The 22,631-nt window shown below is 71.4% G+C and carries 21 protein-coding genes; 10 read left to right on the top strand and 11 right to left on the bottom strand.

Annotation, left to right across the window (positions count from 1 at the left end):
- Nucleotides 1-34: 34 nt before the first annotated feature.
- Nucleotides 35-2,386: an immune inhibitor A domain-containing protein gene (locus tag ACFY1J_RS00565; protein WP_390730325.1), complete on the bottom strand. Its 2,352-nt coding sequence runs from the start codon at nt 2,384-2,386 to the stop codon at nt 35-37.
- Between the two features lie 402 nt (nt 2,387-2,788).
- On the opposite strand from ACFY1J_RS00565, the gene ACFY1J_RS00560 reads away from it, so the two are divergent.
- Nucleotides 2,789-3,073, top strand: a complete 285-nt coding sequence (locus tag ACFY1J_RS00560; RefSeq protein WP_263209233.1) for a hypothetical protein — start codon at nt 2,789-2,791, stop codon at nt 3,071-3,073.
- A gap of 57 nt (nt 3,074-3,130) precedes the next feature.
- On the opposite strand, the gene ACFY1J_RS00555 is transcribed toward ACFY1J_RS00560, so the two are convergent.
- On the bottom strand, nt 3,131-3,877 hold the full coding sequence (locus ACFY1J_RS00555) for an RDD family protein (protein ID WP_390706853.1): 747 nt from the start codon (nt 3,875-3,877) through the stop codon (nt 3,131-3,133).
- 63 nt (nt 3,878-3,940) lie between these two features.
- Complete coding sequence (locus ACFY1J_RS00550; RefSeq protein ID WP_390730324.1) at nt 3,941-5,272, bottom strand: RDD family protein; 1,332 nt, start codon at nt 5,270-5,272, stop codon at nt 3,941-3,943.
- 240 nt (nt 5,273-5,512) lie between these two features.
- Here ACFY1J_RS00550 and ACFY1J_RS00545 point away from each other — a divergent pair, with 240 nt between their 5' ends.
- Nucleotides 5,513-5,926 (top strand): SsgA family sporulation/cell division regulator, encoded by a 414-nt coding sequence (locus ACFY1J_RS00545; RefSeq protein ID WP_390706855.1) that lies wholly within the window; start codon nt 5,513-5,515, stop codon nt 5,924-5,926.
- Nucleotides 5,927-5,942: 16 nt separating this feature from the next.
- On the opposite strand, the gene ACFY1J_RS00540 is transcribed toward ACFY1J_RS00545, so the two are convergent.
- Nucleotides 5,943-7,349, bottom strand: coding sequence for an FAD-binding oxidoreductase (locus ACFY1J_RS00540; RefSeq protein ID WP_390706856.1), 1,407 nt, complete (start codon nt 7,347-7,349; stop codon nt 5,943-5,945).
- Nucleotides 7,350-7,441: 92 nt separating this feature from the next.
- Between ACFY1J_RS00540 and ACFY1J_RS00535 the strand changes: the two genes are divergently transcribed.
- Entirely contained in the window at nt 7,442-8,926 is a 1,485-nt protein-coding gene (locus tag ACFY1J_RS00535) for a tetratricopeptide repeat protein (protein ID WP_390706857.1), read from the top strand.
- A 57-nt stretch (nt 8,927-8,983) separates the two neighbouring features.
- Here the strand turns inward: ACFY1J_RS00535 and hppD are convergent, their stop codons facing one another.
- Nucleotides 8,984-10,129, bottom strand: coding sequence for a 4-hydroxyphenylpyruvate dioxygenase (hppD, locus tag ACFY1J_RS00530; protein WP_390706858.1), 1,146 nt, complete (start codon nt 10,127-10,129; stop codon nt 8,984-8,986).
- 122 nt (nt 10,130-10,251) lie between these two features.
- Between hppD and ACFY1J_RS00525 the strand changes: the two genes are divergently transcribed.
- The 6 genes from ACFY1J_RS00525 to ACFY1J_RS00500 are packed head-to-tail and all read left to right on the top strand — an operon-like array spanning nt 10,252 to nt 14,691.
- On the top strand, nt 10,252-10,731 hold the full coding sequence (locus ACFY1J_RS00525; protein WP_316754041.1) for an Lrp/AsnC family transcriptional regulator: 480 nt from the start codon (nt 10,252-10,254) through the stop codon (nt 10,729-10,731).
- Nucleotides 10,732-10,758: 27 nt separating this feature from the next.
- Nucleotides 10,759-11,406, top strand: coding sequence for an ABC transporter permease (locus tag ACFY1J_RS00520; protein ID WP_390706859.1), 648 nt, complete (start codon nt 10,759-10,761; stop codon nt 11,404-11,406).
- A 42-nt stretch (nt 11,407-11,448) separates the two neighbouring features.
- Nucleotides 11,449-12,660, top strand: coding sequence for an ATP-binding cassette domain-containing protein (locus tag ACFY1J_RS00515; RefSeq protein ID WP_390730323.1), 1,212 nt, complete (start codon nt 11,449-11,451; stop codon nt 12,658-12,660).
- Entirely contained in the window at nt 12,657-13,520 is an 864-nt protein-coding gene (locus tag ACFY1J_RS00510; RefSeq protein ID WP_390706861.1) for an ABC transporter permease, read from the top strand. The genes ACFY1J_RS00515 and ACFY1J_RS00510 overlap by 4 nt, the downstream gene beginning before the upstream one ends.
- Nucleotides 13,517-13,735, top strand: a complete 219-nt coding sequence (locus tag ACFY1J_RS00505) for a hypothetical protein (protein WP_390730322.1) — start codon at nt 13,517-13,519, stop codon at nt 13,733-13,735. The genes ACFY1J_RS00510 and ACFY1J_RS00505 overlap by 4 nt, the downstream gene beginning before the upstream one ends.
- Nucleotides 13,736-13,749: 14 nt before the next feature.
- Entirely contained in the window at nt 13,750-14,691 is a 942-nt protein-coding gene (locus ACFY1J_RS00500) for a glycine betaine ABC transporter substrate-binding protein (protein WP_390730552.1), read from the top strand.
- Between the two features lie 4 nt (nt 14,692-14,695).
- On the opposite strand, the gene ACFY1J_RS00495 is transcribed toward ACFY1J_RS00500, so the two are convergent.
- The 3 genes from ACFY1J_RS00495 to ACFY1J_RS00485 are packed head-to-tail and all read right to left on the bottom strand — an operon-like array spanning nt 14,696 to nt 17,434.
- Complete coding sequence (locus ACFY1J_RS00495) at nt 14,696-15,487, bottom strand: S16 family serine protease (protein WP_390706863.1); 792 nt, start codon at nt 15,485-15,487, stop codon at nt 14,696-14,698.
- A 52-nt stretch (nt 15,488-15,539) separates the two neighbouring features.
- Nucleotides 15,540-16,676, bottom strand: a complete 1,137-nt coding sequence (gene menC, locus ACFY1J_RS00490) for an o-succinylbenzoate synthase (RefSeq protein ID WP_390730321.1) — start codon at nt 16,674-16,676, stop codon at nt 15,540-15,542.
- Nucleotides 16,673-17,434, bottom strand: coding sequence for a chorismate synthase (locus ACFY1J_RS00485; RefSeq protein ID WP_390706865.1), 762 nt, complete (start codon nt 17,432-17,434; stop codon nt 16,673-16,675). The genes menC and ACFY1J_RS00485 overlap by 4 nt, the downstream gene beginning before the upstream one ends.
- 166 nt (nt 17,435-17,600) lie before the next feature.
- Here ACFY1J_RS00485 and ACFY1J_RS00480 point away from each other — a divergent pair, with 166 nt between their 5' ends.
- Entirely contained in the window at nt 17,601-19,145 is a 1,545-nt protein-coding gene (locus ACFY1J_RS00480; protein WP_390706866.1) for a PucR family transcriptional regulator, read from the top strand.
- On the opposite strand, the gene dapE is transcribed toward ACFY1J_RS00480, so the two are convergent.
- The 3 genes from dapE to ACFY1J_RS00465 all read right to left on the bottom strand — a co-directional run bounded on the left by dapE (nt 19,126) and on the right by ACFY1J_RS00465 (nt 22,439).
- The gene (gene dapE, locus ACFY1J_RS00475; protein ID WP_390730320.1) at nt 19,126-20,181 is read right to left on the bottom strand and encodes a succinyl-diaminopimelate desuccinylase; all 1,056 of its coding nucleotides are present in this window, start codon (nt 20,179-20,181) and stop codon (nt 19,126-19,128) included. The genes ACFY1J_RS00480 and dapE overlap by 20 nt on opposite strands.
- On the bottom strand, nt 20,178-21,527 hold the full coding sequence (locus ACFY1J_RS00470) for an amino acid permease (RefSeq protein WP_390706868.1): 1,350 nt from the start codon (nt 21,525-21,527) through the stop codon (nt 20,178-20,180). Before ACFY1J_RS00470 ends, dapE begins: the two co-directional genes overlap by 4 nt.
- 270 nt (nt 21,528-21,797) lie before the next feature.
- Entirely contained in the window at nt 21,798-22,439 is a 642-nt protein-coding gene (locus tag ACFY1J_RS00465) for a helix-turn-helix domain-containing protein (RefSeq protein ID WP_316754028.1), read from the bottom strand.
- Nucleotides 22,440-22,631 lie beyond the last annotated feature (192 nt).

Below are 22,631 nucleotides of genomic sequence, written 5' to 3'. Positions count from 1 at the left end.
CCGCCGATACGCTTCTGACCTGCGAAAACGCGGACTACTTCACCGCGGGTCCGACCTGGAGCAAGATCGTGGAGCCATTCTTGGCCTCCTTGACGATCTTGATCTTGGTGTTGGTGTCAGTGATCTTGACGCCACCGGTCGGGTTCGACTCGTCGTAGTAGGTGCTCGTGTGGTCGTTGAAGACCGACACGCCCTTCGACGACTTGATCTTGGTCGCGACGTCCGCCTTGTGCAGCGTGATGCCGTCCGTGCCGTACAGGCTGAACGGCGAGTCGTAGGCCTGCATGCGGTTGCGCATCAGCGTGCCGTCGGCCCACTTCAGCGCCTTCGGGTGCGCGTCGATCGGCAGGACCAGGCCGACGCCCGGGTGCTGGCTGGTGTTGTTGTCCGCCTGGGAGGTGTCCCACTTCCAGATCAGCAGACCGTTCTGGTACGGGTAGTGCTCCACCCAGTCCGGACGGGTCGTCGAGAAGCCGAAGTTGTACGGGCCGACCTTGAGGGTCTTGTCGTACGACACGTACTGGCGGTTCTCCGCGATGTAGTACTGCGCGTAGTCCTTGGTGAAGGACGCGCCGATGCGGGAGAAGCCGTTCGCGGTCCAAGCGGCGTCCGCGGACTCGGCGTTGTCGGAGAACACGGTCGCGCCGTCGGCGGTCAGCGTGATCTCGTCGGCGGCGAAGCCCTTCTGGGCCACGCCACCGTCGGTCGCGTAGCGGAAGCGGACGTCGATCTTCTTGCCCGCGTAGGCGTCCAGCGAGTACGACAGCTTCTTGTAGCCGTCGACCGTGCCGGTCAGCGCCGGGGCGCCGCTGGCGTCGCGCGGGATGGCCTGGCCGTCCACCGTGCCGTCGAGGGCGGTCCAGTTGGCGCCGCCGTCGGTCGACACCTCGGTGTAGAGGTAGTCGTAGTTGGCCTCGATGTCGTACCAGCCGTCCATGCTCAGCGTGGCCGAGGACTTGCCGGTGAGGTCGACGGAACGGGTCAGCGTGTTCTTGAGGTTGTCACCGCTGCCGCTCCACCACTGGGTCGCGCCCTCGGCCGGGGTCACGATGGTGGTGGTGACCGCCTTGTCGGGCAGGGAGACCACGAGGGCCTGCTTGTCCCAGGTGTTGTACTCGGCGACGCCCAGCTTGTGGGTGGACTGCTTGCCGGCCTTGGCCGTGTCGTAGTTCAGCCAGCCGAGCTGCAGCTTGTCCCAGGCGCTGAAGTCGCCCGGCAGGTCGCCGATGGAGTCCTTGCCCCGGCCGAGCCAGGAACCGGAGGACATCAGGGTCCAGAAACCGGTGGAGTTGTCGCCGCCGGTGGTGTCGTAGTGGTCCGGCAGACCGAGGTCGTGGCCGTACTCATGGGCGAAGACGCCGAGTCCGCCGTTCTCCGGCTGGATGGTGTAGTCGCCGACCCAGACACCGGTGTCGCCGATCTGCGCGCCGCCCAGCTTGTTGCCCGTGGGGCCGGTGGCGCCGGCGTCGGTGCCGAAGGCGTACCAGCGGTGGGCCCAGATCGCGTCCTTGCCCTGGACTCCGCCGCCCGCGGACTCGTCCTCACCGGCGTGCACGATCTGGAAGTGGTCGATGTAGCCGTCGGGCTCGTTGAAGTTGCCGTCGCCGTCGTAGTCGTAGCGGTCCCACTGGTCGAACTTCGCCACGTCCGTCTTGATCTGGGCGTCGGTGCGGCCGGCCGCCTTCTGCTGGGCGACCCAGGCGTTCAGGCCGTCGCCGACGACGTTCCACACGCTCGGGCAGTTGGTGGAGCCGCAGGCGTTGTTGCCGTAACGGGCCTCGTTGTAGGGGACCTTGACCCAGTCGGCGACCTCGCCGTCGACCGAGTAGCGGCCCGAGGACTCCTTCTCGTAGAACTTCTTCATCGACTCGGTCTTCTTGCCGGTGCCGAAGTAGAGGTCCTGGAAGTGCTTCTGGTTGTAGTCCTTCTGCCAGGCCGTCGAGTTGTCCTTGGCCCGGTCCGGCGCGGCTATCTTGTTGTGCAGCGGGCCGGCCGTGCCGCCGTACTTCGGGTCGGTCTGGTCGCCGAACTCCACCAGGATCGTGAAGATCTTGTCGGTCTTCTCGCGGCCGAGCTCGACGTACTTGCTGTCGCCCTTCTTGCTCTTGAGCTGGACGACCTGCGAACCGTTGCGGTTCTTGACCTTGGCCTCGCCGGATATGACCTGGTTCAGGGCCTCCTGGCGCTGGGCCTCCTGGGTCTTGCTGAGCGGACCGTCGAGGTTGTGCTCCTGCTGCTTCACCGGCGCCGGGTCGTGCCGGTTCGCGGCAGCGGACTTGGCCGTCGTACCGGCCTCCGCCACGGCGAACGTCGAGAACGTGGCGGTGGCCGCCGCGAGTGCCACACCGATCGCGGCCGCTCTGAACGTCCAGGGTCTGCTGATCACTTGCTTCCTCCCCCGCGTCCGGGCACACGGAAGGGGGTCCTGGTCATGGAGAGGTCCGTGCGCGCCTGATCAACGCGTGTAGTCAAGTGACGACATTTGACTAGAGGTTTAAAAGAAAAGACAGACCTTGACTTGAACAGGACAAGTGCACTATGCGGAGCGGGAGTTCGCTTTACGAACGCCTCGCATACGACTTGACGGGCGCGCGAGTCCGTCCACTTGGCGGACCCCATGACTCCGTGCGCCCCCTGTGCACCGGTACCGTGGGTTAGGTCACGCTTACCGGCCGTTCCACTCGGGCATGCACGCGATTAGAGTCGAATGGTGGAACGCCCGGAAGTCGGCGGAAAGCCAGGCCGGTTACCCGTCTCACCCCCAATATCTTCCGAGGACACGATTGCCATGCCTCGTCCGACTGCCGCACAGCTCGCCTACGGTTCCTGCACCGTGATCTTCTCGACCCTCGCCATGCTGCTGCTGTCACAGACGAGTTCGGGTCTGGGGATCGCGGTCATCGCGTTCTCGGCCCTCGCCCTCGGGCTGCTGGTCGCCATGACGGTGCCACTGCCCAGGACGCGTACGGTCGCGGCACCGCAGCCCGCCCCGGTCGTCCAGCAGCGGGTGCCCGCACCGCGGGAGCCCGTGGCCGCCACGGTCGAGCCGATACGGGAGCCGAGCGCTCCCTGACAGCCCAGGACGGCGGGTCCGTGAGACTTACGGGCCCGCCGCCTGTGTGGCGCCTTCTCAACCGGTGCTGACCACCACGGTCTTGGCGGCCTTGTCGTGCAGGCCCTGCTTGTAGGGCTTGTCGAAGAAGCTCCAGCCGCCGGCGATCGCGGTCCAGATGCACGCGCAGCAGAAGGCGAACGGGATCCACAGGACCAGCGCGCGGGTCAGCGACGTCTGGGTGGAGGGCGTGGAGCCGTCCTCCAGGTTGGCCACCCGCATGCCCAGCCACTTCTTGCCGAGGGTCTGTCCCGTCTTGGCGATCAGGAGCGTGTCGTAGGCCACATAGAGCACCGCGACGATGATCGACTGCGCGAACCCCTTGCCCACCTCGATCCGGTCGCTGCTCATCTGGAGCTCGTTCACCCGGAAGATCAGGGTGACCAGCCAGACGACGATGCCCACCAGGACCATGTCGATGATGCGGGCGAGCGTGCGCTTGCCGCTGTCGGCGAGCGGGGGCATGCCGGCCAGCGGGTCGGCGGGGGTGCCGCCGCTTCCGTACGGGCCTCCGCCGTAGGGCGGGGGCTGGCCGCCGGGCGGGACGTCGTACGGCGAACCCGGACCCGGCGGTCCCTGACCTGGCGGGGTGTCATAGGGCGAACCCGAACCGGGCCCCGGCCCCGGACCCGGGCCCTGGCCCTCACCCTCGCCCGATGGGGTGTCGTACGGCGAGCCCGCCCCCTGGCCCGGTGGGGGCTGCTTCCTGAACGGGTCTTCTTCCGGTGGCTGCTGTCCTGAGCCGGGGGGCGGTTCGGTGCTCATGGCCCGAGTGGACCGCGAAGAACCCGGCACCGCATCCGGCGGGCCGCCGTACGGGGGACCGGCTCAGCTTGCCACGAAGGTGTGCGCCGCCTTGTCGTGCCAGCACTGGCGCCACGGGCGGTCGAACACGCACCAGGCGAGGCCGACGAGTCCGATGCCGAGCAGGCTGGGGACGGTGCAGACGAGCCAGCGGCGCAGGGCGAGGCCGAAGGTGGGCGGCTCGTGCGCCTCGATGTCCCGGACCTCCAGACCGCACACCTTCTTGCCCAGGGTGCGGCCCCACTTGGCGGTGGGCAGCACCTCGTAGAGGAGGCCGGAGACGAGGAGGGCGGCGAGGACGATGCCGAGATACGTCCCTGTCGTGCCGTCCAGCAGCCAGACGGTGACGGTGCGGCCGGAGAGCCTGGCCTCGTCGATCTTCCCCTGGATGTGGTCGACCGCCTTGCCGCCGAACGGCACGGCGGCCGCGGCGGTCAGGGTGGCGACGACCAGGCTGTCGATGAGCCGGGCGGCCAGCCGTCTGCCGAGTCCCGCGGGCCGCGCCGCCGCCTGCCGCCGGACAACCTCCTGGAACGGGTCCTCCACCGGCGGCTTCCACGGCACCACGGGCTGGTCGTCCCCGGCTCCGGCGAGCCGGTGCACCTGCTGGGCCCAGGAGGACTGCCCGCCACCGGCACCGCTGGCCATGGGAGTTGCGCCGCCCGACTGCTGGGGTACGGAGGGAGCGGGAGCGGACGCCTGGGCGACCGGCGCCCCTGCCGCCGCCCGGGCCGCCTCGGCCTGCGCCGCGGCAGCACGGTCCGCGGCGGCCTTGCCGGCACCGAATCCGGGGCGAGGGGAGCCCGGCGTGCTTCCGGCCTGCGTGCTTCCGGCCTGCGCCCCCGGCGCCCCGTCCTGCTGACCCGTGCGCGGGGAGGGCGCGCGGAACGGGGGGTTGGCGTCGGAGGACGCGGTCGGCCTGCGGAAGACGAAGGTGCCGTCGGACGGCACGTCGGACGAGTCCGCCGGAGGGATCGTCGCCGTCCCGTCGGTGTGGACGGAGGCGCCGTCCGGCTGGGACGGGGGGTCCGCGGGGACCCTGGGATCGGCGCCCCAGGACACGCGCCGGTCCTGGTCGCCGCCGAACCCGGACTGCTGGGCCCGGTCGGCTCCCCAGCCGGGCTCCGGCTGCGGATCCTCGTCGAAGAAGTGCGGGCCGGTCTCCTCCACGGCGGGAGCGGCCGGGCGCCCGCCGGACGGTGAGCTGAGCGGTTCGCCGTCCAGCGGCGCCGGCCGGCTGGTGCCCGGCACCCAGGCAGCACCGTTCCAGTACCGGACATATCCAGGAATGGACGGGTCCGGGTAATACCCTTCGCGGGGCCGGTCGTCGCCGGGGGCCGGGGTTGGGGCGCTCATGTCCGTCGTCCCGTATCTGCTCGGGGGTCGTATAGGGGCTCCACATCTATCAGACGTGCGCAACTCCCACCGCCAGTCCCGCCGGACCCGCCCCTTTCCGGGCAACGACGTGCACCCGCTTCACAGAGTCGGAAAAAAATTCTCCGAACCCGCGTAATGATCGCGCCCTTACGTCCTCTCCCCTCGTGCGAGGCCGGCCGCACGGCCCCGCACACCCGACCGAGAGAGGAAACCGACGCCATGCACTCCACCGTGGTGGAACGCGAACTGGAGCTGAGGCTCGTCCTGTCGCCGGAGCGCAGCATCCCGGTCCCGGCCCGGCTCAGCTACCGCACCGCCGACCCGTACGCCGTCCACATCACCTTCCACATCAACTCCGAGCACCCGGTGTACTGGACGTTCGCCCGCGAGCTCCTCGTGGAGGGAGTGTTCCGGGCATGCGGCCAGGGGGACGTACGGGTGTGGCCGACGAAGACGGAGGGCCGCAGCGTCGTCCTCGTCGCGCTCAGCTCGCCCGACGGCGACGCCCTTCTCGAAGCGCCCGCCGCGCAGGTGTCCGCGTGGCTGGAGCGGACGCTGCGCGTGGTGCCCCCGGGAACCGAGGCCTGGCAGCTCGGGATCGACGACGCGCTCGACCAACTGCTCGCCCGGTGACGGCCGGCGGGCGGGCTCAGAACAGCTTGCCCGGGTTGAGGATGCCCAGCGGGTCGAAGACCTGCTTCACCGCGCGCTGCATCTCGACCCCGACCGGGCCGATCTCCCGTGCCAGCCACTCCTTCTTCAGGACGCCCACGCCGTGCTCGCCGGTGATGGTCCCGCCGAGTTCCAGGCCGAGGGCCATGATCTCGTCGAAGGACTCCCGGGCCCGCCGGGACTCGTCGGGGTCCTGCGCGTCGAAGCACACGGTGGGGTGTGTGTTGCCGTCCCCGGCGTGGGCGCAGACGCCGATGGTCAGCCCGAACTTCCCGGCGATCCGCTCGATGCCTTCGAGCATCTCGCCCAGCCGCGAGCGGGGCACGCACACGTCGTCGATCATCGTCGTGCCCTTGACCGCCTCCAGGGCGGTGAGGGACAGCCGGCGCCCCTGGAGGAGGAGTTCGGACTCGGCGGCGTCCTCGGCCGGGACCACCTGCGTGGCACCGGCGGCCTCGCACAGCGCGCCGACGGCGGCGAGGTCGGCGGACGGGTCCGGGGTGTCGAAGGCGGCGAGGAGGAGGGCCTCGGTCGACTCGGGCAGGCCCATGTGGGCGAGGTCGTTGACCGCCTTCACCGTCGTACGGTCCATGAGTTCGAGCAGGGAGGGCACATGGCCGCCCGCCATGATCCGGCACACGGCGTCGCAGGCGGCGGCCGTGGAGGCGAACTCGGCGGCGAGCACGAGCTGCTGCGGCGGCTTGGGCTTCAGCGCCAGGACGGCCCGCACGACGATGCCGAGCGAGCCCTCGGAGCCGACGAACAGACGGGTCAGGTCATAGCCCGCGACGCCCTTCGCCGTGCGGCGGCCGGTGGACATCAGACGGCCGTCGGCCAGCACGACGTCCAGGCCGAGGACGTACTCGGCCGTCACCCCGTACTTCACACAGCACAGTCCGCCGGAGCCCGTCCCGATGTTGCCGCCGATGGTGCACATCTCCCAGCTGGAGGGGTCCGGTGGGTAGTACAGACCGTGTTCCTCGACCGCGCGGGAGAGGGTGGCGTTGATGACGCCCGGCTCGACCACGGCGATCCGGTCGACCGGGCTGATCTCCAGAATGCGGTCCATCTTGGTGAGGGACAGCACGATGCAGCCCTCGGAGGCGTTGGCGCCGCCGGACAGACCGGAGCGGGCGCCCTGCGGAACGACCGGGACACGCAGTTCGGTGGCGATCCGCATGACGTGCTGGACCTGTTCGACCGTGCGCGGCAGGACGACCACGGCCGGTGCGCCCGCCGGGCAGAAGCTCGCCATGTCATTGGCGTACGAGGCGGTGACGTCGGGATCGGTGAGGACCGCCTCGGCCGGCAGGCCCGCGAGGAGCCGGTCGCCGAGGTTTCCCTGGGCTTCGTCGGGTGCGGCTTGGATACGGCTCATGATCACAGCGTCGCACCCGCGGCCATCGGTGTGAACCCCGTCCGTGACGCGCCTTGAGCTGACCGTATGGCTTGTCGTATTAGCGCACAGTGAGCGCCATGGAGAACGAACAGTCCCGCCCGGGTACGTCCCTGCTGGCGGAGCAGCCGCCCCGCCGCTCCCGAAGGCTGCGGCGCGCACTGATCGTCTCGGTCGCGGCGGGCGTCGCGGCCGGTGCCGCGGTCGGCGGAGTCCTGATGCTGCTCCCCTCGCCGCCCCGGGCCAGGCCGCCGGTGCCGGGGTCCGGGCCGCAGGCGCTGACGGCGGTCAACGCGGGGGTGCCGGCCGCGCTGCCCGATCTGGCCGCGCTGATCGGGCAGCAGGAGAGGCATCTGCGGAGACATCCGCAGGACGCGCCGGCCTGGGCCGTGCTGGGCACGTCCTATGTGGAACAGGGGCGGCGGACCGCCGACGCCGCGGACTTCCCGAGGGCCGAGCGGGCGCTGCGGACCTCGCTCAGGGTGCTGGGCGAGGACAACCCGCAGAGCGCGCCGGCGCTCGGCGGAATGGCCGCGCTGGCGAACGCGCGCCGGGACTTCGCCGAAGCCAAGCGCTGGGGCGAGCAGGCGCTGGACGCGGAGCCGAAGCGGTGGTCGACGTATCCGCTGCTGATCGACGCGTACACCGGCCTCGGCGACTACAAGGCGGCCCGGGAGACGCTGGAGAAGCTGGTGGGGCTGAAGGTCGATGCCGCCCGGCGGCCGGCCGTGATGGCGCAGGCGGCCGCCGTCTACCGCGACCGGGGCTGGCGCGAGGACGCGGCGGCACAGCTGGCGGACGCCTCGGCGGCCGCGCGGACGCCCACCGAGCAGGCGGTCTATCTGGAGCAGGCGGGACAGCTGGCCTGGGAGCGCGGCGACCGCGAGGACGCGCTGCGGCACTTCGAGGCGGCCCTGCGTCTCGACCCCGGCCAGGCGACCGCCCTGGCCGGGCGGGCCCGGGCGCTCGCCGCGCTGGGCCGCACACAGGAGGCCCTCAACGCCTACCAGGAGGCGCTCGCCAACCGGCCCAGCCCCCAGTACGCCCTGGAACTGGGCGAGTTGTACGAGTCGCTGGGGCAGCGGCCGGAGGCCCGGGTGCAGTACGACCTGCTGCGGGTGCGGGTGGCCCAGGACACGGCGGGCGGGGTCGACGACGAGCTGGTGCTCGGGCAGTTCGAGGCGGACCACGGCAACCCGCAGGATGCCGTACAGCGGCTGGAGGCCGAGTGGGAGCGGCAGCCGGGGATCGAGGTGGCGGACGCGCTGGGGTGGGCTCTGAACCGGGCGGGGGACGCCGAGAAGGCGCTGGAGTACGCCGAGATCGCCACGGACAAGGTCAACGGCGGCGGAGTGCGCAGCGCCCTGTACGCGTTCCACCGGGGCATGATCGAGCGGGAGCTGGAGCTGGAGGGACCGGCCCGGCGGCACCTGGAGGAGGCGCTGCGGATCAGTCCGTACTTCTCGCCCCTGCAGGCGCCCGCGGCCAAGGCGGCGTTGCGGGAGCTGGGCGAGCCGTCGGCCGAGGAGCCCGTGTTCGACGACGCGAAGGCACCGCGACGGTGAGTCGGAGGGTGTCGGGTCCTGCGGGTGCCCCCGAGGCACTCGCAGGACCCGGGCGGGTCACAGGTTTCCGCGCCGCTCCTGCTCGCGCTCGATCGCCTCGAACAGGGCCTTGAAGTTGCCCTTGCCGAAGCCCATCGAGCCGTGCCGTTCGATGATCTCGAAGAAGACCGTCGGGCGGTCCTGGACCGGCTTGGTGAAGATCTGCAGGAGGTAGCCGTCCTCGTCGCGGTCGGCGAGGATCTTCAGCTCGCGCAGGGTGTCGATCGGGACACGGGTGTCGCCGACCCACTCGCCGAGGGTGTCGTAGTACGAGCCGGGGGTGTCCAGGAACTCGACTCCGGCCGCGCGCATGGTCCGTACCGTCTCGACGATGTCGTTCGTGTTGAGCGCGATGTGCTGGACGCCCGCGCCGCCGTAGAACTCCAGGTACTCGTCGATCTGGGACTTCTTCTTGGCGATGGCCGGCTCGTTGATCGGGAACTTGACCTTCAGGGTCCCGTCCGCGACGACCTTCGACATCAGCGCGCTGTACTCGGTCGCGATGTCGTCGCCCACGAACTCCTTCATGTTCGTGAAGCCCATGACCTTGTTGTAGAAGCCGACCCACTCGTTCATCCGGCCGAGTTCGACGTTGCCGACGCAGTGGTCGATGGCCTGGAAGGTGCGGCGGGCGGGCGGCTCGACGATCGGGGCGGCCGCGACGTAGCCGGGGAGGTACGGGCCGTCGTAGCCGGAGCGGTCGACGAGGGTGTGGCGGGTCTCGCCGTACGTGGCGATCACGGCGAGGACGACCGTGCCGTGCTCGTCCTTCAGCTCGTACGGCTCGGCCACGGAGCGGGCGCCGTGCTCGATCGCGTAGGCGTACGCCCGGCGCGCGTCCGGGACCTCGATGGCCAGGTCGATGACGCCGTCGCCGTGCTCGGCCACGTGCCGGGCGAGGAAGGCGCCCCAGTCGCTGCTCGGCTTGACGACCGAGGTGAACACGAAGCGGGCGGAGCCGTTCTCCAGGACATAGCTCGCGGTCTCGCGGCTGCCGGTCTCCGGTCCGGAGTAGGCGACCAGCTTCATGCCGAAGGCGGTGGAGTAGTAGTGCGCCGCCTGCTTGGCGTTGCCCACGGCGAAGACGACCGCGTCCATTCCCTTGACCGGGAAGGGGTCGGCCTGCCGGGCGGTGTCGGGAGTGTGGTGTGTGGTCTGCGTCATGGCGGAAGACTGGCTCCGCTCTGCAAGGTGCGCAATAGTTTCCGTATCGACTGAGCAATATGTTCAGTACTACGGCCGTATCGGCGGACCTTCTGTACAGGATGACCAACCCGGGAGACGACGTGGCGATCGATCATCTGGACGGGCGCATCATCCTGCTGCTGGCCCGGGAGCCACGGCTCGGGGTCCTGGAGATGTCACGTCGGCTGGGGGTCGCCCGGGGGACCGTGCAGGCGCGCCTCGACCGGCTTCAGTCGAACGGAGTCATCCGCGGATTCGGACCGCAGGTCGATCCGGCGGCCCTCGGCTATCCGGTCACCGCGTTCGCCACGCTCCAGATCCGGCAGGGACAAGGCCCCGACGTCCGGGCCCACTTGGCGACCGTGCCGGAGGTGCTGGAGCTGCACACCACCACGGGCACCGGGGACATGCTGTGCCGACTGGTGGCCCGCTCGAACGCCGATCTCCAGCGGGTGATCGACCGGGTTGTCGGTTTTGATGGCATCGTCCGGGCCTCCACGGCGATCGTCATGGAGAACCCCGTCCCGCTGCGGATCATCCCGCTGGTGGAGCAGGCGGCGGAGGACCGGGACGGAACCTGACCCGACCGACCCGGGGGTGAGCAGGGCGTGGGCTTCTGGGAGTACCTGGGCGACCGGCACCAGCAGCTGCTCACGGACGCCTGTCAACACGCCAGTGTCGTCTTCCAGTGCATGGTCGTGGCGACCCTGCTCGGAGTGCTGATCGGGGTCCTCACCCACCGCAGCGAATGGGCCGCGAACCTCGCCACCACGGCCACCGCCACGGTCCTGACCATTCCGTCCCTCGCCCTGATCGGCCTGCTGATCCCGGCCGTGGGCCTTGGCGTGCCGCCGACGGTGATCGCGCTGACGCTGTACGGACTGCTGCCGATCGTGCGGAACTCGGTGGTGGGCCTGCGCGGAGTCGATCCGGTGCTGCTGGACGCGGCGCGCGGCATCGGCATGTCGCGCCGCGCACGGCTGCTGCGGGTGGAGCTGCCGCTGGCCTGGCCGCCGATCCTGACCGGCATCCGGATCTCCACCCAGATGCTGATGGGCATCGCGGCCGTCGCCGCCTATGCCTCCGGGCCGGGTCTGGGCAACGAGATCTTCCGCGGGATCGCCTCCCTGGGCAGCAGGAACGCGCTCAACCAGGTGCTCGCGGGCACGCTCGGGATCGTCGTCCTCGCGTTGCTGTTCGACGCCGCGTACGTGCTGGTCGGACGGCTGACGATTTCGAGGGGGATCCGTGGCTGATTCCATTTCCAGGGGGATCCGTGGCTGATTCCAGGGGTGTCCATGGCTGAGCTTCCGGGCGGATCCGTGGCCGAATCCGGCGGCAGCACCGGCACGCACGGCGCCTCGATCGAGCTGGAGCACCTCACCAAGCGCTACCCGGGCAGCACGGACCCCTCCGTGGACGACGTGACCATGCAGATCGGGGCGGGTGAGACCGTCGTACTCGTCGGCCCGTCCGGCTGCGGCAAGTCGACCACCCTGAGGATGATCAACCGGCTGATCGAGCCGACCGGGGGCCGTATCCGGATCGACGGCGCGGACGTCACCGCCATGGACCCGGTGCGGCTGCGCCGGAACGTCGGGTACGCGATCCAGTCGTCCGGGCTGTTCCCGCACCTGACCGCCGCCCAGAACATCGCGCTCGTACCGCGGATGCTCGGCTGGCCGACGCCACGGATCAGGCGGCGGGTGGAGGAGATGCTCGTCCTGGTCGGTCTCGACCCCGGCGAGTTCCACGACCGCTATCCGCGCGGGCTCTCCGGTGGCCAGCAGCAGCGTGTCGGGGTGGCCCGGGCCCTGGCCGCCGATCCGCCGGTCCTGCTGATGGACGAGCCGTTCGGCGCGCTGGACCCGATCACCCGCGACCGCCTCCAGGACGAGCTGATCCGGCTCCAGCGCGAGCTGCACAAGACGATCGTCTTCGTCACCCACGACTTCGAGGAGGCGATCAAACTGGGTGACCGGATCGCGGTGCTGCGCGAGCGCTCGCGCATCGCCCAGTTCGACACCCCGGAGGCGATCCTCACCGGCCCGGCGGACGACTTCGTGTCCGGGTTCGTGGGCGCGGGGGCGGCGCTCAAGCGACTCAATCTGACCCGCGTAAGGGACATGGCAATCGCCGGCTGTCCCACAGCCACCGAGGACACCCCGCTGCACGAGATCCTCGACCGGCTGCGGGGAAGCGGTACGGACGAGATCCTCCTCCTCGACCGGCAGCGCCGCCCCGGCAGCTGGCTCAGGCGCGGCGACCTCCTGCGGTCAGGGGACTCGCCGGCGCGCACGGGCACACCGGTGCGGCGCACCGTGCCCCGGGACGCAACGCTGCGGGACGCGCTGGAGGCGCTGCTGACGGACAGCGCGGGCCGGGTCGCGGTGACCGGGGCCGACGGGGAGTACGCGGGTGTCGTCGACGTGGGCACGCTGATGCACTCCGTGCACGAACTACTGGCGGCCGACCGGTCGGCGGACGGCGGAGGGAAGAGCACGCCGTGACGACCCCGGGCCGCCTGGATTCGCGGGAAGGCCCAGCCGGGCCGGAGGAGCCGACGGCCGGGACCGAGTCCGCGGATGCCGTCGGCCAGAAAGGGCCCCGGACCCCGCCGCCCCGGCCACGCCGCCGGCTCACCTGGCGGAAGCTGACCGTCATGCCGGCCGTGCTGACGACGGTCCTGCTGGCGACCCTGCTGTGGTTCCGGCGGGCCGACCTGGACGCGGTCTCCCGGAACGCGCTGTCCGGCGGCCAGGTGTCCAAGGCCCTGTGGCAGCACGTCGAACTCACCGTGATCTCGACCTTCTTCGTGCTGGTCATCGCGATCCCGCTGGGCATCCTGCTGACCCGCGCGGCATTCCGGCGGGCCACCCCGGTCGTGATGGCGATGGCCAACACGGGCCAGGCGACACCGGCGATCGGGCTGCTCGCCCTGCTGGTGATCTGGCTCGGCACCGGCATGAAGGCGGCCCTGATCGGCATCACCGCCTACGCCCTGCTGCCGGTGCTCGCGAACACCGTCACGGGCCTGAAGGCGAACGACCCGACCCTGCTCGAAGCGGCCCGCGGCATCGGCATGTCCTCGCCGGGTGTGCTGGCCCGGGTGGAACTCCCCCTCGCCGTCCCGCTGATCCTGGCCGGCGTGCGCACGGCGCTGGTCCTCAACGTCGGCACGGCCACCCTCGCCGCGTTCGGCGGAGGCGGCGGCCTCGGCGTGCTGATCACCGCCGGAATCACCACCCGCCGCATGCCGGTACTGATCCTGGGCTCCGTCCTCACCGTCACCCTCGCCCTGCTGGTCGACTGGCTGGCCTCACTGGCCGAGTTGCTGCTGCGACCACGCGGACTGGCGGTGGAGACATGAACCGCGGCGCCCGCATGCGGCCGGCCTGCGGCATCGGCATGTCCTCGCCAGGTGGGCCGGCCCACGTGGAACTCCCCCTCGCCGTCCCGCCGATCCTGGCCGGCGTGCGCACGGCGCTGGTCCTCAACGTCGGCACGGCCACCCTCGCCGCGTTCGGCGGAGGCGGCGGCCTCGGCGTGCTGATCACCGCCGGGAACACCGGGGTGGAGACGTGAGCCGCCGCGCCCGCATGTTGCTGGTCGGGGTACTGGTGGCGGTGTCCGGGTGTGGGCTGAGCAGTGGGTCCCCGATGGTCGACGACGTCCGGCCGGGGTCCATCGGGCAGGGGCGGCCGCTCAAGGGTGCCCATCTCACGGTGACGTCGAAGGCGGACACGGAGAGCCTGATCCTCGGCGCGACGATGGGCATCGCCTTCCAGGCGGCGGGCGCGGACGTCCTCGACCGGACCGGCATCCAGGGCTCGATCGGGGCGCGAGAGGCGGTCAGGAGCGGGGACGCGGACGCCATGTACGACTACACGGGCACCGCCTGGATCACGTACCAGGGCAACAGCGAACCGATCCCCGACCCGCACAAGCAGTGGCAGGCGGTGCGCGACGCCGACCTCGCCAACGGGCTGACCTGGCTCACGCCCTCGCGGCTGGACAACACCTACGCCCTCGCCGTGAACCGGGCCGACGCCAGGAGGTACGGCACCCGCACCCTGTCGGACGTGGCCGCGCTGACCAGGTCGCGTCCCGGGGCCGTGACGCTGTGCGTGGAGGGCGAGTTCGCCAACCGGGCGGACGGGCTGCGGGGGATGCAGAAGGCGTACGGGATGAAGGTCCCGGCGTCGGACATCACACAGATGGACACCGGGATCATCTACACCGAGACGGCGAAGGGGAGTTGCACCTACGGGGAGGTCTACACGACCGACGGGCGGATCCGCGCCATGGGCCTGGAGGTGATGGCGGACGACCGGAAGTTCTTCCCCGACTACAACGCGGCCCCCGAGATCAACTCCCGCACCCTGAAGGAGTGGCCGGCCATCGCCGACGTACTCGACCCCGTCACTGCGAAGCTCGACAACGCCGTGGCACAGACGCTCAACGCGAAGGTGGACGTCGACGGGGAGGATCCGCACCAGGTGGCTCTGGACTGGATGAAGGCGCAGGGGTTCGTGAGGTAGGCGGCTAGCAGCTCGGTACCGAGCCCTGCCCCTTCTCCAGTGCCACCAGGGAGTCCACCGCCCCCTTCAGGGTGGTCACCGGAACCAGTCGCAGCCCCTTCGGGAGCTCCGACTTCGCCTCGCGGCACTCTTCCTTCGGCACCAGGAAGACGGTCGCCCCGTCCCGCCGCGCGGCCTGTGTCTTCAGGGCCACGCCGCCGACCGCGCCGACGGTGCCGTTCGTGTCGATGGTCCCGGTGCCGGCGACGGTGCGGCCGCCCGTGAGGTCGCCGCCGCTGCCGTTGCCTTCCAGCTTGTCGATGATCCCGAGCGAGAACAGCAGCCCCGCGCTGGGCCCGCCGACGTCGGCCAGCTTCAGCGAGACCTTGACGTCCTTGTCGCTCAGCTTCAGGTACTTCAGCGCCGCCTGGGCCGCCGCGTCCTGGGACTGCCGCATCTGCTCGGCGTTGTGCTGCTCGATCTCCTTGACGCTGTTGCCGGTCGGGTAGACCGCGTCGCGCGGCATCACCGCCCGGTCCGTGCGGAACCAGCTGTCGACCACGTCACCGAGCGGCACCTGTGTGTCCGGGCCGGTCGCCTCGATGGTCGTCATCCGCAGCTGCCCGTTCGTGTCCCGGGTCGGCGCCCCGGAGATCGTGATCACCGCGGTGCCCCGGTTCTTGCCCAGCACGTTCGCCGTCATCCCGGGCTGCGCCACCGAGAACGGCAGCGGCGCGAACGCCGCCGTGGCGAGCAGGGCCACGACGGGCAGGGCGCAGACGGCGACGGCCTGGAGGCGCGTGAGACGAGAGAGCACGAGGTCAATCTAACGTGGCGAGCACTTCCGGCCACCGGCACGGGCGGCCGGTTCAGCACGGGCCGGCGGGTCGGCACGAGCCGGCCCGGTACAGGTCCCGGCGCTCCCGGGTGAAGCGGCGCAGGGCCTCGGGGAGCGGCTCGATGCCGATGCCCGGCGCGGTCGGGACGGGCAGATGGCCGTCCCGGAGCACGAAGGGCTCGGTGATGTCCTCGGCGAAGTAGCGGGAGGACGCCGAGGTGTCACCGGGGAGGGTGAAGCCGGGCAGGGCGGCCAGGGCCAGGTTCGGGGCGCGGCCGATACCCGTCTCCAGCATGCCGCCGCACCACACCGGCACGCCGTGCGCGTGAGCCACGTCGTGGATGCGACGGGCCTCCAGATAGCCGCCGACCCGGGCGGGCTTGACGTTCACGACCCGGCAGGCGTCCAGGGAGATCGCGGAGGCGGTGTCGGCGGCGTTGTGCAGGGACTCGTCCAGGCAGACGGGGGTGCTGATGCGCTGCTGGAGGCGCGCGTGGGCGTACAGGTTGTTCTCCTCCAGCGGCTCCTCGATCAGCAGCAGCCCGAAGTCGTCGAGGCGCCGCAGATGCTCGGCGTCGGCGAGGGTGTAGGCCGTGTTGGCGTCGACCTGGAGGGGCAGCGCCGTGCCGAAGCGCTCGCGCACCGCCCGTACCGGCTCGACGTCCCAGCCGGGCTCTATCTTCAGCTTGATGCGGACGTAGCCCTCGGCGAGATAGCGCTCGACGTCGTCCAGCAGCTCGGCCAGGGAGTCCTTGATGCCGACCGAGACTCCGGCGGGGACCCGGTCCCGCACGGCGCCCAGGTAGGTCGCCAGCGGCATGCCGTGCGCGCGCAGCTCCGCGTCCAGGACCGCCGTCTCCAGGGCGGCCTTCGCCAGCTCGTGCCCCTTGATCTTCGCCATCGCGGGGGCCAGCGCGGCCGTGGTGAGGTGCGGGAGGGCGGCGACGCGCGGCACGAGGAAGTCGCGCAGGACGATCTCGGCGCCGGCGGTGAACTCCGAGCAGTACAGCGGCTCGGGGTCGGCGGCGAACTCCGACCAGCCCTCGGCCGCGTCGGTGACGACGTGCAGCAGGAAGGTGTCCTTCGTCGTCATGGTCCCGAAGGAGGTGCGGAAGGGAGTGACGAGCGGGATCTCGACGTGGACGATCTCTACGCGCTCCAGCTTCATGCCGCTTCCTCCGTCCGGGTGAGCGTGTACCAGCCGTCGCGGGACATTCCGGTGGCCGTGAATCCCTCGGCGAAGGCCTCGGTGAAGACCTCGCGCACCGCGTGCCGCCAGCGCAGCGCCAGCACGGGGTCGGCGGCGCGCAGCTTCACGATGTCGTCCGGGACCCGGCAGTGCACCTGCCGGCCGGCGAGGTCGCGGCGGGCGAGGGCGTCGCCGTCGGGGGCCGTGTGCGTGGCCGGCGCCGCCTCGCGGTCGTCCTCCGTGGCGTACGACGGGGTCGGCGCGGTCAGGTCCCAGGTCACCGTCAGCCGGTCGCTCTCGTCGCCGTCGTTCACGCCGTCCGCCATCGGGCCGTAGAAGTCGACGAGGTACTCGGTGCCGGCCGCGCCCAGCTTGGCCAGGTTGAAGCGGGCGTTGCGGCCCACCAGCGGGTCGAAGGTCCAGCGCATGGTGCGGGCGCCGAGGTCCAGTGCCCAGGCGCGCTGGGCCTGCTTCACCGCGTATCCGAGGCCCCGTTCGGCGGCCGCCACCAGCGAGTAGGTCTCCTGGCCCGGGCCGAACACGGCCACGGACGCCCCCGCCAGCCGCTCCCCGTCGTAGGCGGCGTGCACGGCGCCGCCCGCGTGGACGAGGCTGTGCAGCACCTCGGCCGGATAGGGGGGCGCGCTGCGGGGTGTCTGCCACACGTCGCTGAAGTAGGCGCTCACGGCCGCGAGCCCGGTGACGTCGTGGACGGTACGGATGGTGACTCCTGTCATGGTCAGAGTCTCGGAGGCGGAGGGCGGGCGCGTGTTGTGCGAGTGGACAACACATGCGTACGTTCGTTTGGAGATCGGCCAATACCGCGGCCAGCACCGTCGACCAATCCTGTCGGCCGACGCTCTCGGCCGACACCCTCGGCCGGTACCGGAAGGTGAGGACCCCATGGACGCCTGCACGCTCGGCGACCTCCTGGACGTCATCGGCGGTCCCTCCGTACGCCTGCAGACCGCCCCCGCCGGACTGACCGTGCCGGTCACCGAGGCGGTGCTGTACGACGCCCACGCCCCGCTCCCCCAACTGCCCGGCGCGCTGCTCCTCGCGGTCGGGGTGCGCGCGGCGGCGGCCGGGCCGCTGGTGCGGGCGGCCGCCGAGGCGGGGATGACCGGGGTGGTGGTGCGGGGGGCGGACGGTCCGGTCGGCGAGGCTCAGGCGCGGGGCGTGGCGCTGCTGTCGGTCGACGAGGACGCGGCCTGGCACCACATCCATCTGCTGCTGGCGTCCGCGATCGGCGCCCGGCCCGCCGCTTCCGGCAGCGGGCTCGGCGATCTGTTCGCGCTGGCCGACGCGATCGCCGCGGCGGTGGGCGGGGCCACCGCCGTCGAGGACACCCGGCAGCGGATCCTGGCCTACTCGACCGTCCCCGGCCAGGTCGTCGACGAGGACCGCCGGCAGGGCATCCTGGGCCTCCAGGTGCCGCCCAGCTCGGAGAACACCGAGCAGTACCGGGTGCTGTTCGCGGCCGACCGGCCGGTGCGGCTGCCCGCGCTGCGGGACGCGGACCTGCCCCGGCTGGCGATGCCGGTCCGGGCGGGCGGCGAGACGCTCGGCTCGGTGTGGGTGGTCGACGACGGCATGCTCGCGCCCGACGCCGAGGAGACCCTCGCGCAGGGCGCCTCCACGGCCGCGCTGCTCCTGCTGCGCGCCCGGGCCGCGCAGGAACTGGCCCGGCACCAGAACAGCGATCTGCTGCGCCGGCTGCTGGAGGGCACGGCCGACGCGTCGACGGCCGGCCACCGGCTGGGGCTGGAGGGCGCCGTGCGGGTGGCCGCGTTCGTCCTCGACGCGGCGGCGAGCGTGCCGGACTCCGAGCGGACCGCCCTGCGTCTGCTGGACGTCGTACGCCTGCAGTGCGAGGCGCGCTACGGGCGGCACGCGTGCGTGCTGGCCGACGGGGTGGTGTACGCGCTGCTTCCGGCGCCCGGAGCCCGGCACAAGCGGCTGGCGGAGGACATCGTGCTGCGGGCCGGGCAGGCGCTGCGGGTGCCGGTGCGGGCGGCGCTGGGCGAGGTGGTGCCGGATGCCGGCGGGGCGGCCGACTCGCGGGCGGACGCGGACCTGGTGCTGCGGGTGCTGGGCCCCGAGCTGCCGGTGGCGACGGTGGACGAGGTGCGCCCGCGCATCACCCTGCTGCGGCTGACGGAACTGCTGGGCGAGCGGCGGGAGTTGAGCGCGGGCGCCTGGCGGCGGGTGCTGGCGTACGACGCGGAGCAGGGCACGGACTACGCCCGTACCCTGGTCTGCTGGTTGGACGCGGGCTGCGACATGGCGGGCGCGGCCAAGCTGCTCGCCGTGCACCCCAACACCTGCCGCTACCGGCTGAAGCAGGCCCAGCAGCACATCGGGATCGACCTGGACGATCCCGACGAACGGCTGGTGCTGTGGCTCCAGTTGAGGGTCCTCGCGGGCCTCAGAGGAGCCACTTCCTGAGACGGTCCTCGCACTCGCGCAAGTGCGCCACGGGGACGTACTCCCCCGCCGTGTGCGCGAGCGACGGGTCCCCGGGACCGTAGTTGAGCGCGGGCACGCCGAGTGCGGCGAACCGGGCCACGTCGGTCCAGCCGAGCTTGGGCCGGGGGTCGGCGCCGAGCACGGCGACGAGGTCACCGACCTGCTCCAGGCTGGGCAGCGCCCCCGGCACGACCTCGGTGACCCGCACCTCGTACCCGGGGAACAGCCCGCGGACGTACGCCTCCGCCTCCTCGGCCGAACGGCTCGGTGCGAAGCGGGAGTTGACCGTGACGACACACTCGTCGGGCACGACGTTCCCGGCGACCCCGGCCCGTACGGCGACCGCGCCGAGCCCCTCCCGGTACGCCAGTCCGTCGATGACGACGCGCTCCGGCGTTTGGTCGTCGAGCCGCTGGAGGACACGGGCGGCCTTGTGGGCGGCGTTGACGCCCTTCCAGGCGCGGGCGGTGTGGGCGCGTTCGCCCCGTACGACGATGTCGGCGCTGAGGATGCCCTGGCAGCCCGCCTCGACCCCGGCGTCGGAGGGCTCCATGAGGATCGCGAGGTCGGCCTGTTCGAGGACGCCGGGCCGTTCGGCGGCGATCCGGCCGAGCCCGTTGCGCTCGCCCTCGACCTCCTCGCACTCGTAGAAGACGTAGGTGAGGTCGAGCGCCGGGTCCGGGACGGTGGCCGCGAGCCGCAGGGCCACGGCCACCCCGCCCTTCATGTCGCAGGCGCCGAGTCCGTGGACGCGGTCGTCGGCGAGCCGGGAGGGGAGGTTGCCGGCGGCCGGGACGGTGTCCAGGTGCCCGGCGATCACGGCCCGTCGGGGGCGGCCGAGCCCGGTGCGGGCGACGACCGAGTTCCCGACGCGTTCCACGGTGAGGTGGGGCAGGGCGGCCAGGGCCGCCTGAACGGCGTCCGCGATCGCGGTCTCCTCACCGCTCTCGGAGGGGAGGTCGACGAGGGCCCGGGTGAGGTCGACGACGTCGGCGGTGAGATCCAGGGAGGTCATGCGAGGTCCTGCGGGAGCTGGTTGAGATGGTCGAGCTGGTTGAGCTTGGAGTGACGGATGCCGTAGAGGCCGTAGACGACGAGGCCGACCGCCATCCACACCCCGAAGGCGATCCAGGTGTCGGCGCCGAGGCTGAACAGCATGTAGGCGCAGAAGCCGACGCCGAGCAGGGGCGTGACCGGGGAGAAGGGAACGCGGAAGGAGCGGGAGGCCCCGGGGCTGCGCCGGCGAAGGATGACGACCGCCAGGTTGACCAGCATGAAGGCGAAGAGGGTGCCGATGCTGGTGGCGTCGGCGAGGCTGCCGAGCGGGACGAGCGCGGCGAGCACCGCGATGAAGCCGGAGACGATGACCGTGTTGGCGCGCGGCACCCCGGTGCGCGGATGCACCTTGGCGAACAGCGGCGGCACGAGACCGTCCCGGGCCATCGCGAACAGGATGCGGATCTGCCCGTACTGCACGGTCAGCACGACGCTGGTGGTGGCGACGACGGCACCGATGGAGAGCAGGATCGGCCAGACGTTCCCGCCGCCGACGGCGTGCACCAGCACCTGGCTCAGCGTGGCCTCGGTGCCCTCGAACTTCGTCCACGGCATGGCGCCGAGCGCGGCGACGGCGACGAGGACGTACAGGGCGGTGACCAGGACGAGGGACAGGATGATGGCGCGCGGCAGGTCCCGCTGCGGGTTCTTGGCCTCCTCGCCCGCGGTGGAGGCGGCGTCGAAGCCGATGTAGGAGAAGAAGAGGGAGGCGGCACCGGCGCTCATGCCCGCGGCGCCGAGCGGGAACAGGGGCTGGAAGTTCCCTGCGTGGAACGCGGTGAAGGCGACGGCGCAGAACATCACCAGCGCGGCGATCTTCACCGCGACCATGATCGTGTTGGCGACGGCGCTCTCCTTCGCGCCGCGCAGCAGCACGACCATGGCGAGGACGACGATGAGGGCGGCCGGGATGTTGAGCGTGCCGCCGAGTCCCGGCGGGGCGCTGAGCGACTCGGGCAGGGTGACGCCGAGGGTGAGGTCGAGCAGTTCGTTGACGTACTGCCCCCAGCCCACCGCCACGGCGGCCACGGACACCCCGTACTCCAGGATCAGACACCAGCCGCACACCCAGGCGACGAACTCCCCCAGGGTGGCGTAGGCGTAGCTGTACGACGAGCCCGAGCCCGGGATCATGCCGGCCAGCTCGGCGTAGGAGAGGGCCGAGAAGAGCGCGGTCACCCCGGCGAGCACGAAGGAGACGACGATGGCCGGGCCCGCTTCGGGGACGGCCTGCCCGAGCACGACGAAGATGCCCGTGCCGAGGGTCGCGCCCACGCTCAGCAGCGTGAGCTGTGCGACCCCCATGGTCCGCCTGAGCGGGCTGCCCTCGGCCTCACCGACGAGCGAACCAACGGCCTGCCGCCGGGTGAGGCGGCCTGCCGGCCTCGTTTCCTGTCCGGCTCTGGGCCGTGTTCCGACTGTCTCCACCGTGTCGTTCCCTCCGCCGTGGGGCTGTTATGGCCCCTGATGATGCGGAGGGACGACGAAGCCGGGGTGAGGGGATCGGCCAAAGGTGGGGCAGGACGATTTACGGATCGGCCAAAGAATTCATGCTTGCCGTGCCGGGAGGATCGGCTAGCGCAACGCTTCGGCAACCTCCCGGGCCGCGTCCACGACCCGCGGCCCCACGCGCTCGGGCACGGAGTCCGCCAGCATCACGACACCGACGCTGCCCTCCACTCCCGTGACGCCGAGCAGGGGCGCAGCCGCCCCGCTGGCACCCGCCTCCAGCTCACCGTGGGTCAGGGTGTAGCCGGGCTCCGTCAGCGGCGACTGCCGTGCCGAGAGGATCGCCCGGCCCGCGGCTCCCCGGTCCAGCGGATGCCTGAAGCCCGCGCGGTACGCGACGTGATAGTCCGTCCAGGTCGGTTCGACCACCGCGACGGCCAATGCCTCCGTGCCGTCGACGAGCGTGAGATGGGCCGTCGCCCCGATGTCCTCGGCCAGCGCCCGCAGTGCGGGCAGTGCCGCCTCGCGTACCAGCGGATGCACCTGCCGGCCGAGGCGCAGTACTCCCAGCCCGACCCGGGCTCGCCCGCCCAGATCGCGCCGTACCAGCGCATGCTGTTCGAGCGTGGCCAGCAACCGGTACACGACGGTCCGGTTCACGCCCAGTTTGTTGGAAAGCTCGGTGACGGTCAGCCCGTGGTCCGTGTCGGCCAGCAGCTTGAGGACGCGCAGTCCCCGGTCGAGCGTCTGAGAGGTCTCCGCGGTCACGACGCCCACTCCTTAAGTGGTGAGGTCGGCAACCCCTTCGCGGCGGATGCGTCGCAGAGTCCCGTCGGCGACGCGCTTCAGAGGCCGCCGATCGGCATGGCGGCCCGGAGGCTCCGGGCCAAGTCGCTTCACGGCTGCGCTCCGCGGCGGCGCTGCCACGGGGCGTGTGCGTAGCGGGACATTAGCGAAGCC

The sequence above is a fragment of the Streptomyces sp. NPDC001406 genome, from assembly GCF_042895285.1.
In the GTDB taxonomy this organism is placed as follows: Bacteria; Actinomycetota; Actinomycetes; order Streptomycetales; family Streptomycetaceae; genus Streptomyces.
This window is presented reverse-complemented; position numbering and strand designations above follow the sequence as displayed.

Coding starts and splice junctions, on each gene's coding strand:
- ACFY1J_RS00545 (WP_390706855.1), top strand. CDS start 5,513: ATGCACTCCACCGTGGTGGAACGCGAACTGGAGCTGAGGCTCGTCCTG.
- ACFY1J_RS00470 (WP_390706868.1), bottom strand. CDS start 21,527: ATGGGGGTCGCACAGCTCACGCTGCTGAGCGTGGGCGCGACCCTCGGC.
- ACFY1J_RS00550 (WP_390730324.1), bottom strand. CDS start 5,272: ATGAGCGCCCCAACCCCGGCCCCCGGCGACGACCGGCCCCGCGAAGGG.
- dapE (WP_390730320.1), bottom strand. CDS start 20,181: ATGACCTCCCTGGATCTCACCGCCGACGTCGTCGACCTCACCCGGGCC.
- ACFY1J_RS00500 (WP_390730552.1), top strand. CDS start 13,750: ATGTTGCTGGTCGGGGTACTGGTGGCGGTGTCCGGGTGTGGGCTGAGC.
- menC (WP_390730321.1), bottom strand. CDS start 16,676: ATGAAGCTGGAGCGCGTAGAGATCGTCCACGTCGAGATCCCGCTCGTC.
- ACFY1J_RS00560 (WP_263209233.1), top strand. CDS start 2,789: ATGCCTCGTCCGACTGCCGCACAGCTCGCCTACGGTTCCTGCACCGTG.
- ACFY1J_RS00480 (WP_390706866.1), top strand. CDS start 17,601: ATGGACGCCTGCACGCTCGGCGACCTCCTGGACGTCATCGGCGGTCCC.
- ACFY1J_RS00555 (WP_390706853.1), bottom strand. CDS start 3,877: ATGAGCACCGAACCGCCCCCCGGCTCAGGACAGCAGCCACCGGAAGAA.
- ACFY1J_RS00485 (WP_390706865.1), bottom strand. CDS start 17,434: ATGACAGGAGTCACCATCCGTACCGTCCACGACGTCACCGGGCTCGCG.
- hppD (WP_390706858.1), bottom strand. CDS start 10,129: ATGACGCAGACCACACACCACACTCCCGACACCGCCCGGCAGGCCGAC.
- ACFY1J_RS00505 (WP_390730322.1), top strand. CDS start 13,517: ATGAACCGCGGCGCCCGCATGCGGCCGGCCTGCGGCATCGGCATGTCC.
- ACFY1J_RS00515 (WP_390730323.1), top strand. CDS start 11,449: ATGGCTGAGCTTCCGGGCGGATCCGTGGCCGAATCCGGCGGCAGCACC.
- ACFY1J_RS00535 (WP_390706857.1), top strand. CDS start 7,442: ATGGAGAACGAACAGTCCCGCCCGGGTACGTCCCTGCTGGCGGAGCAG.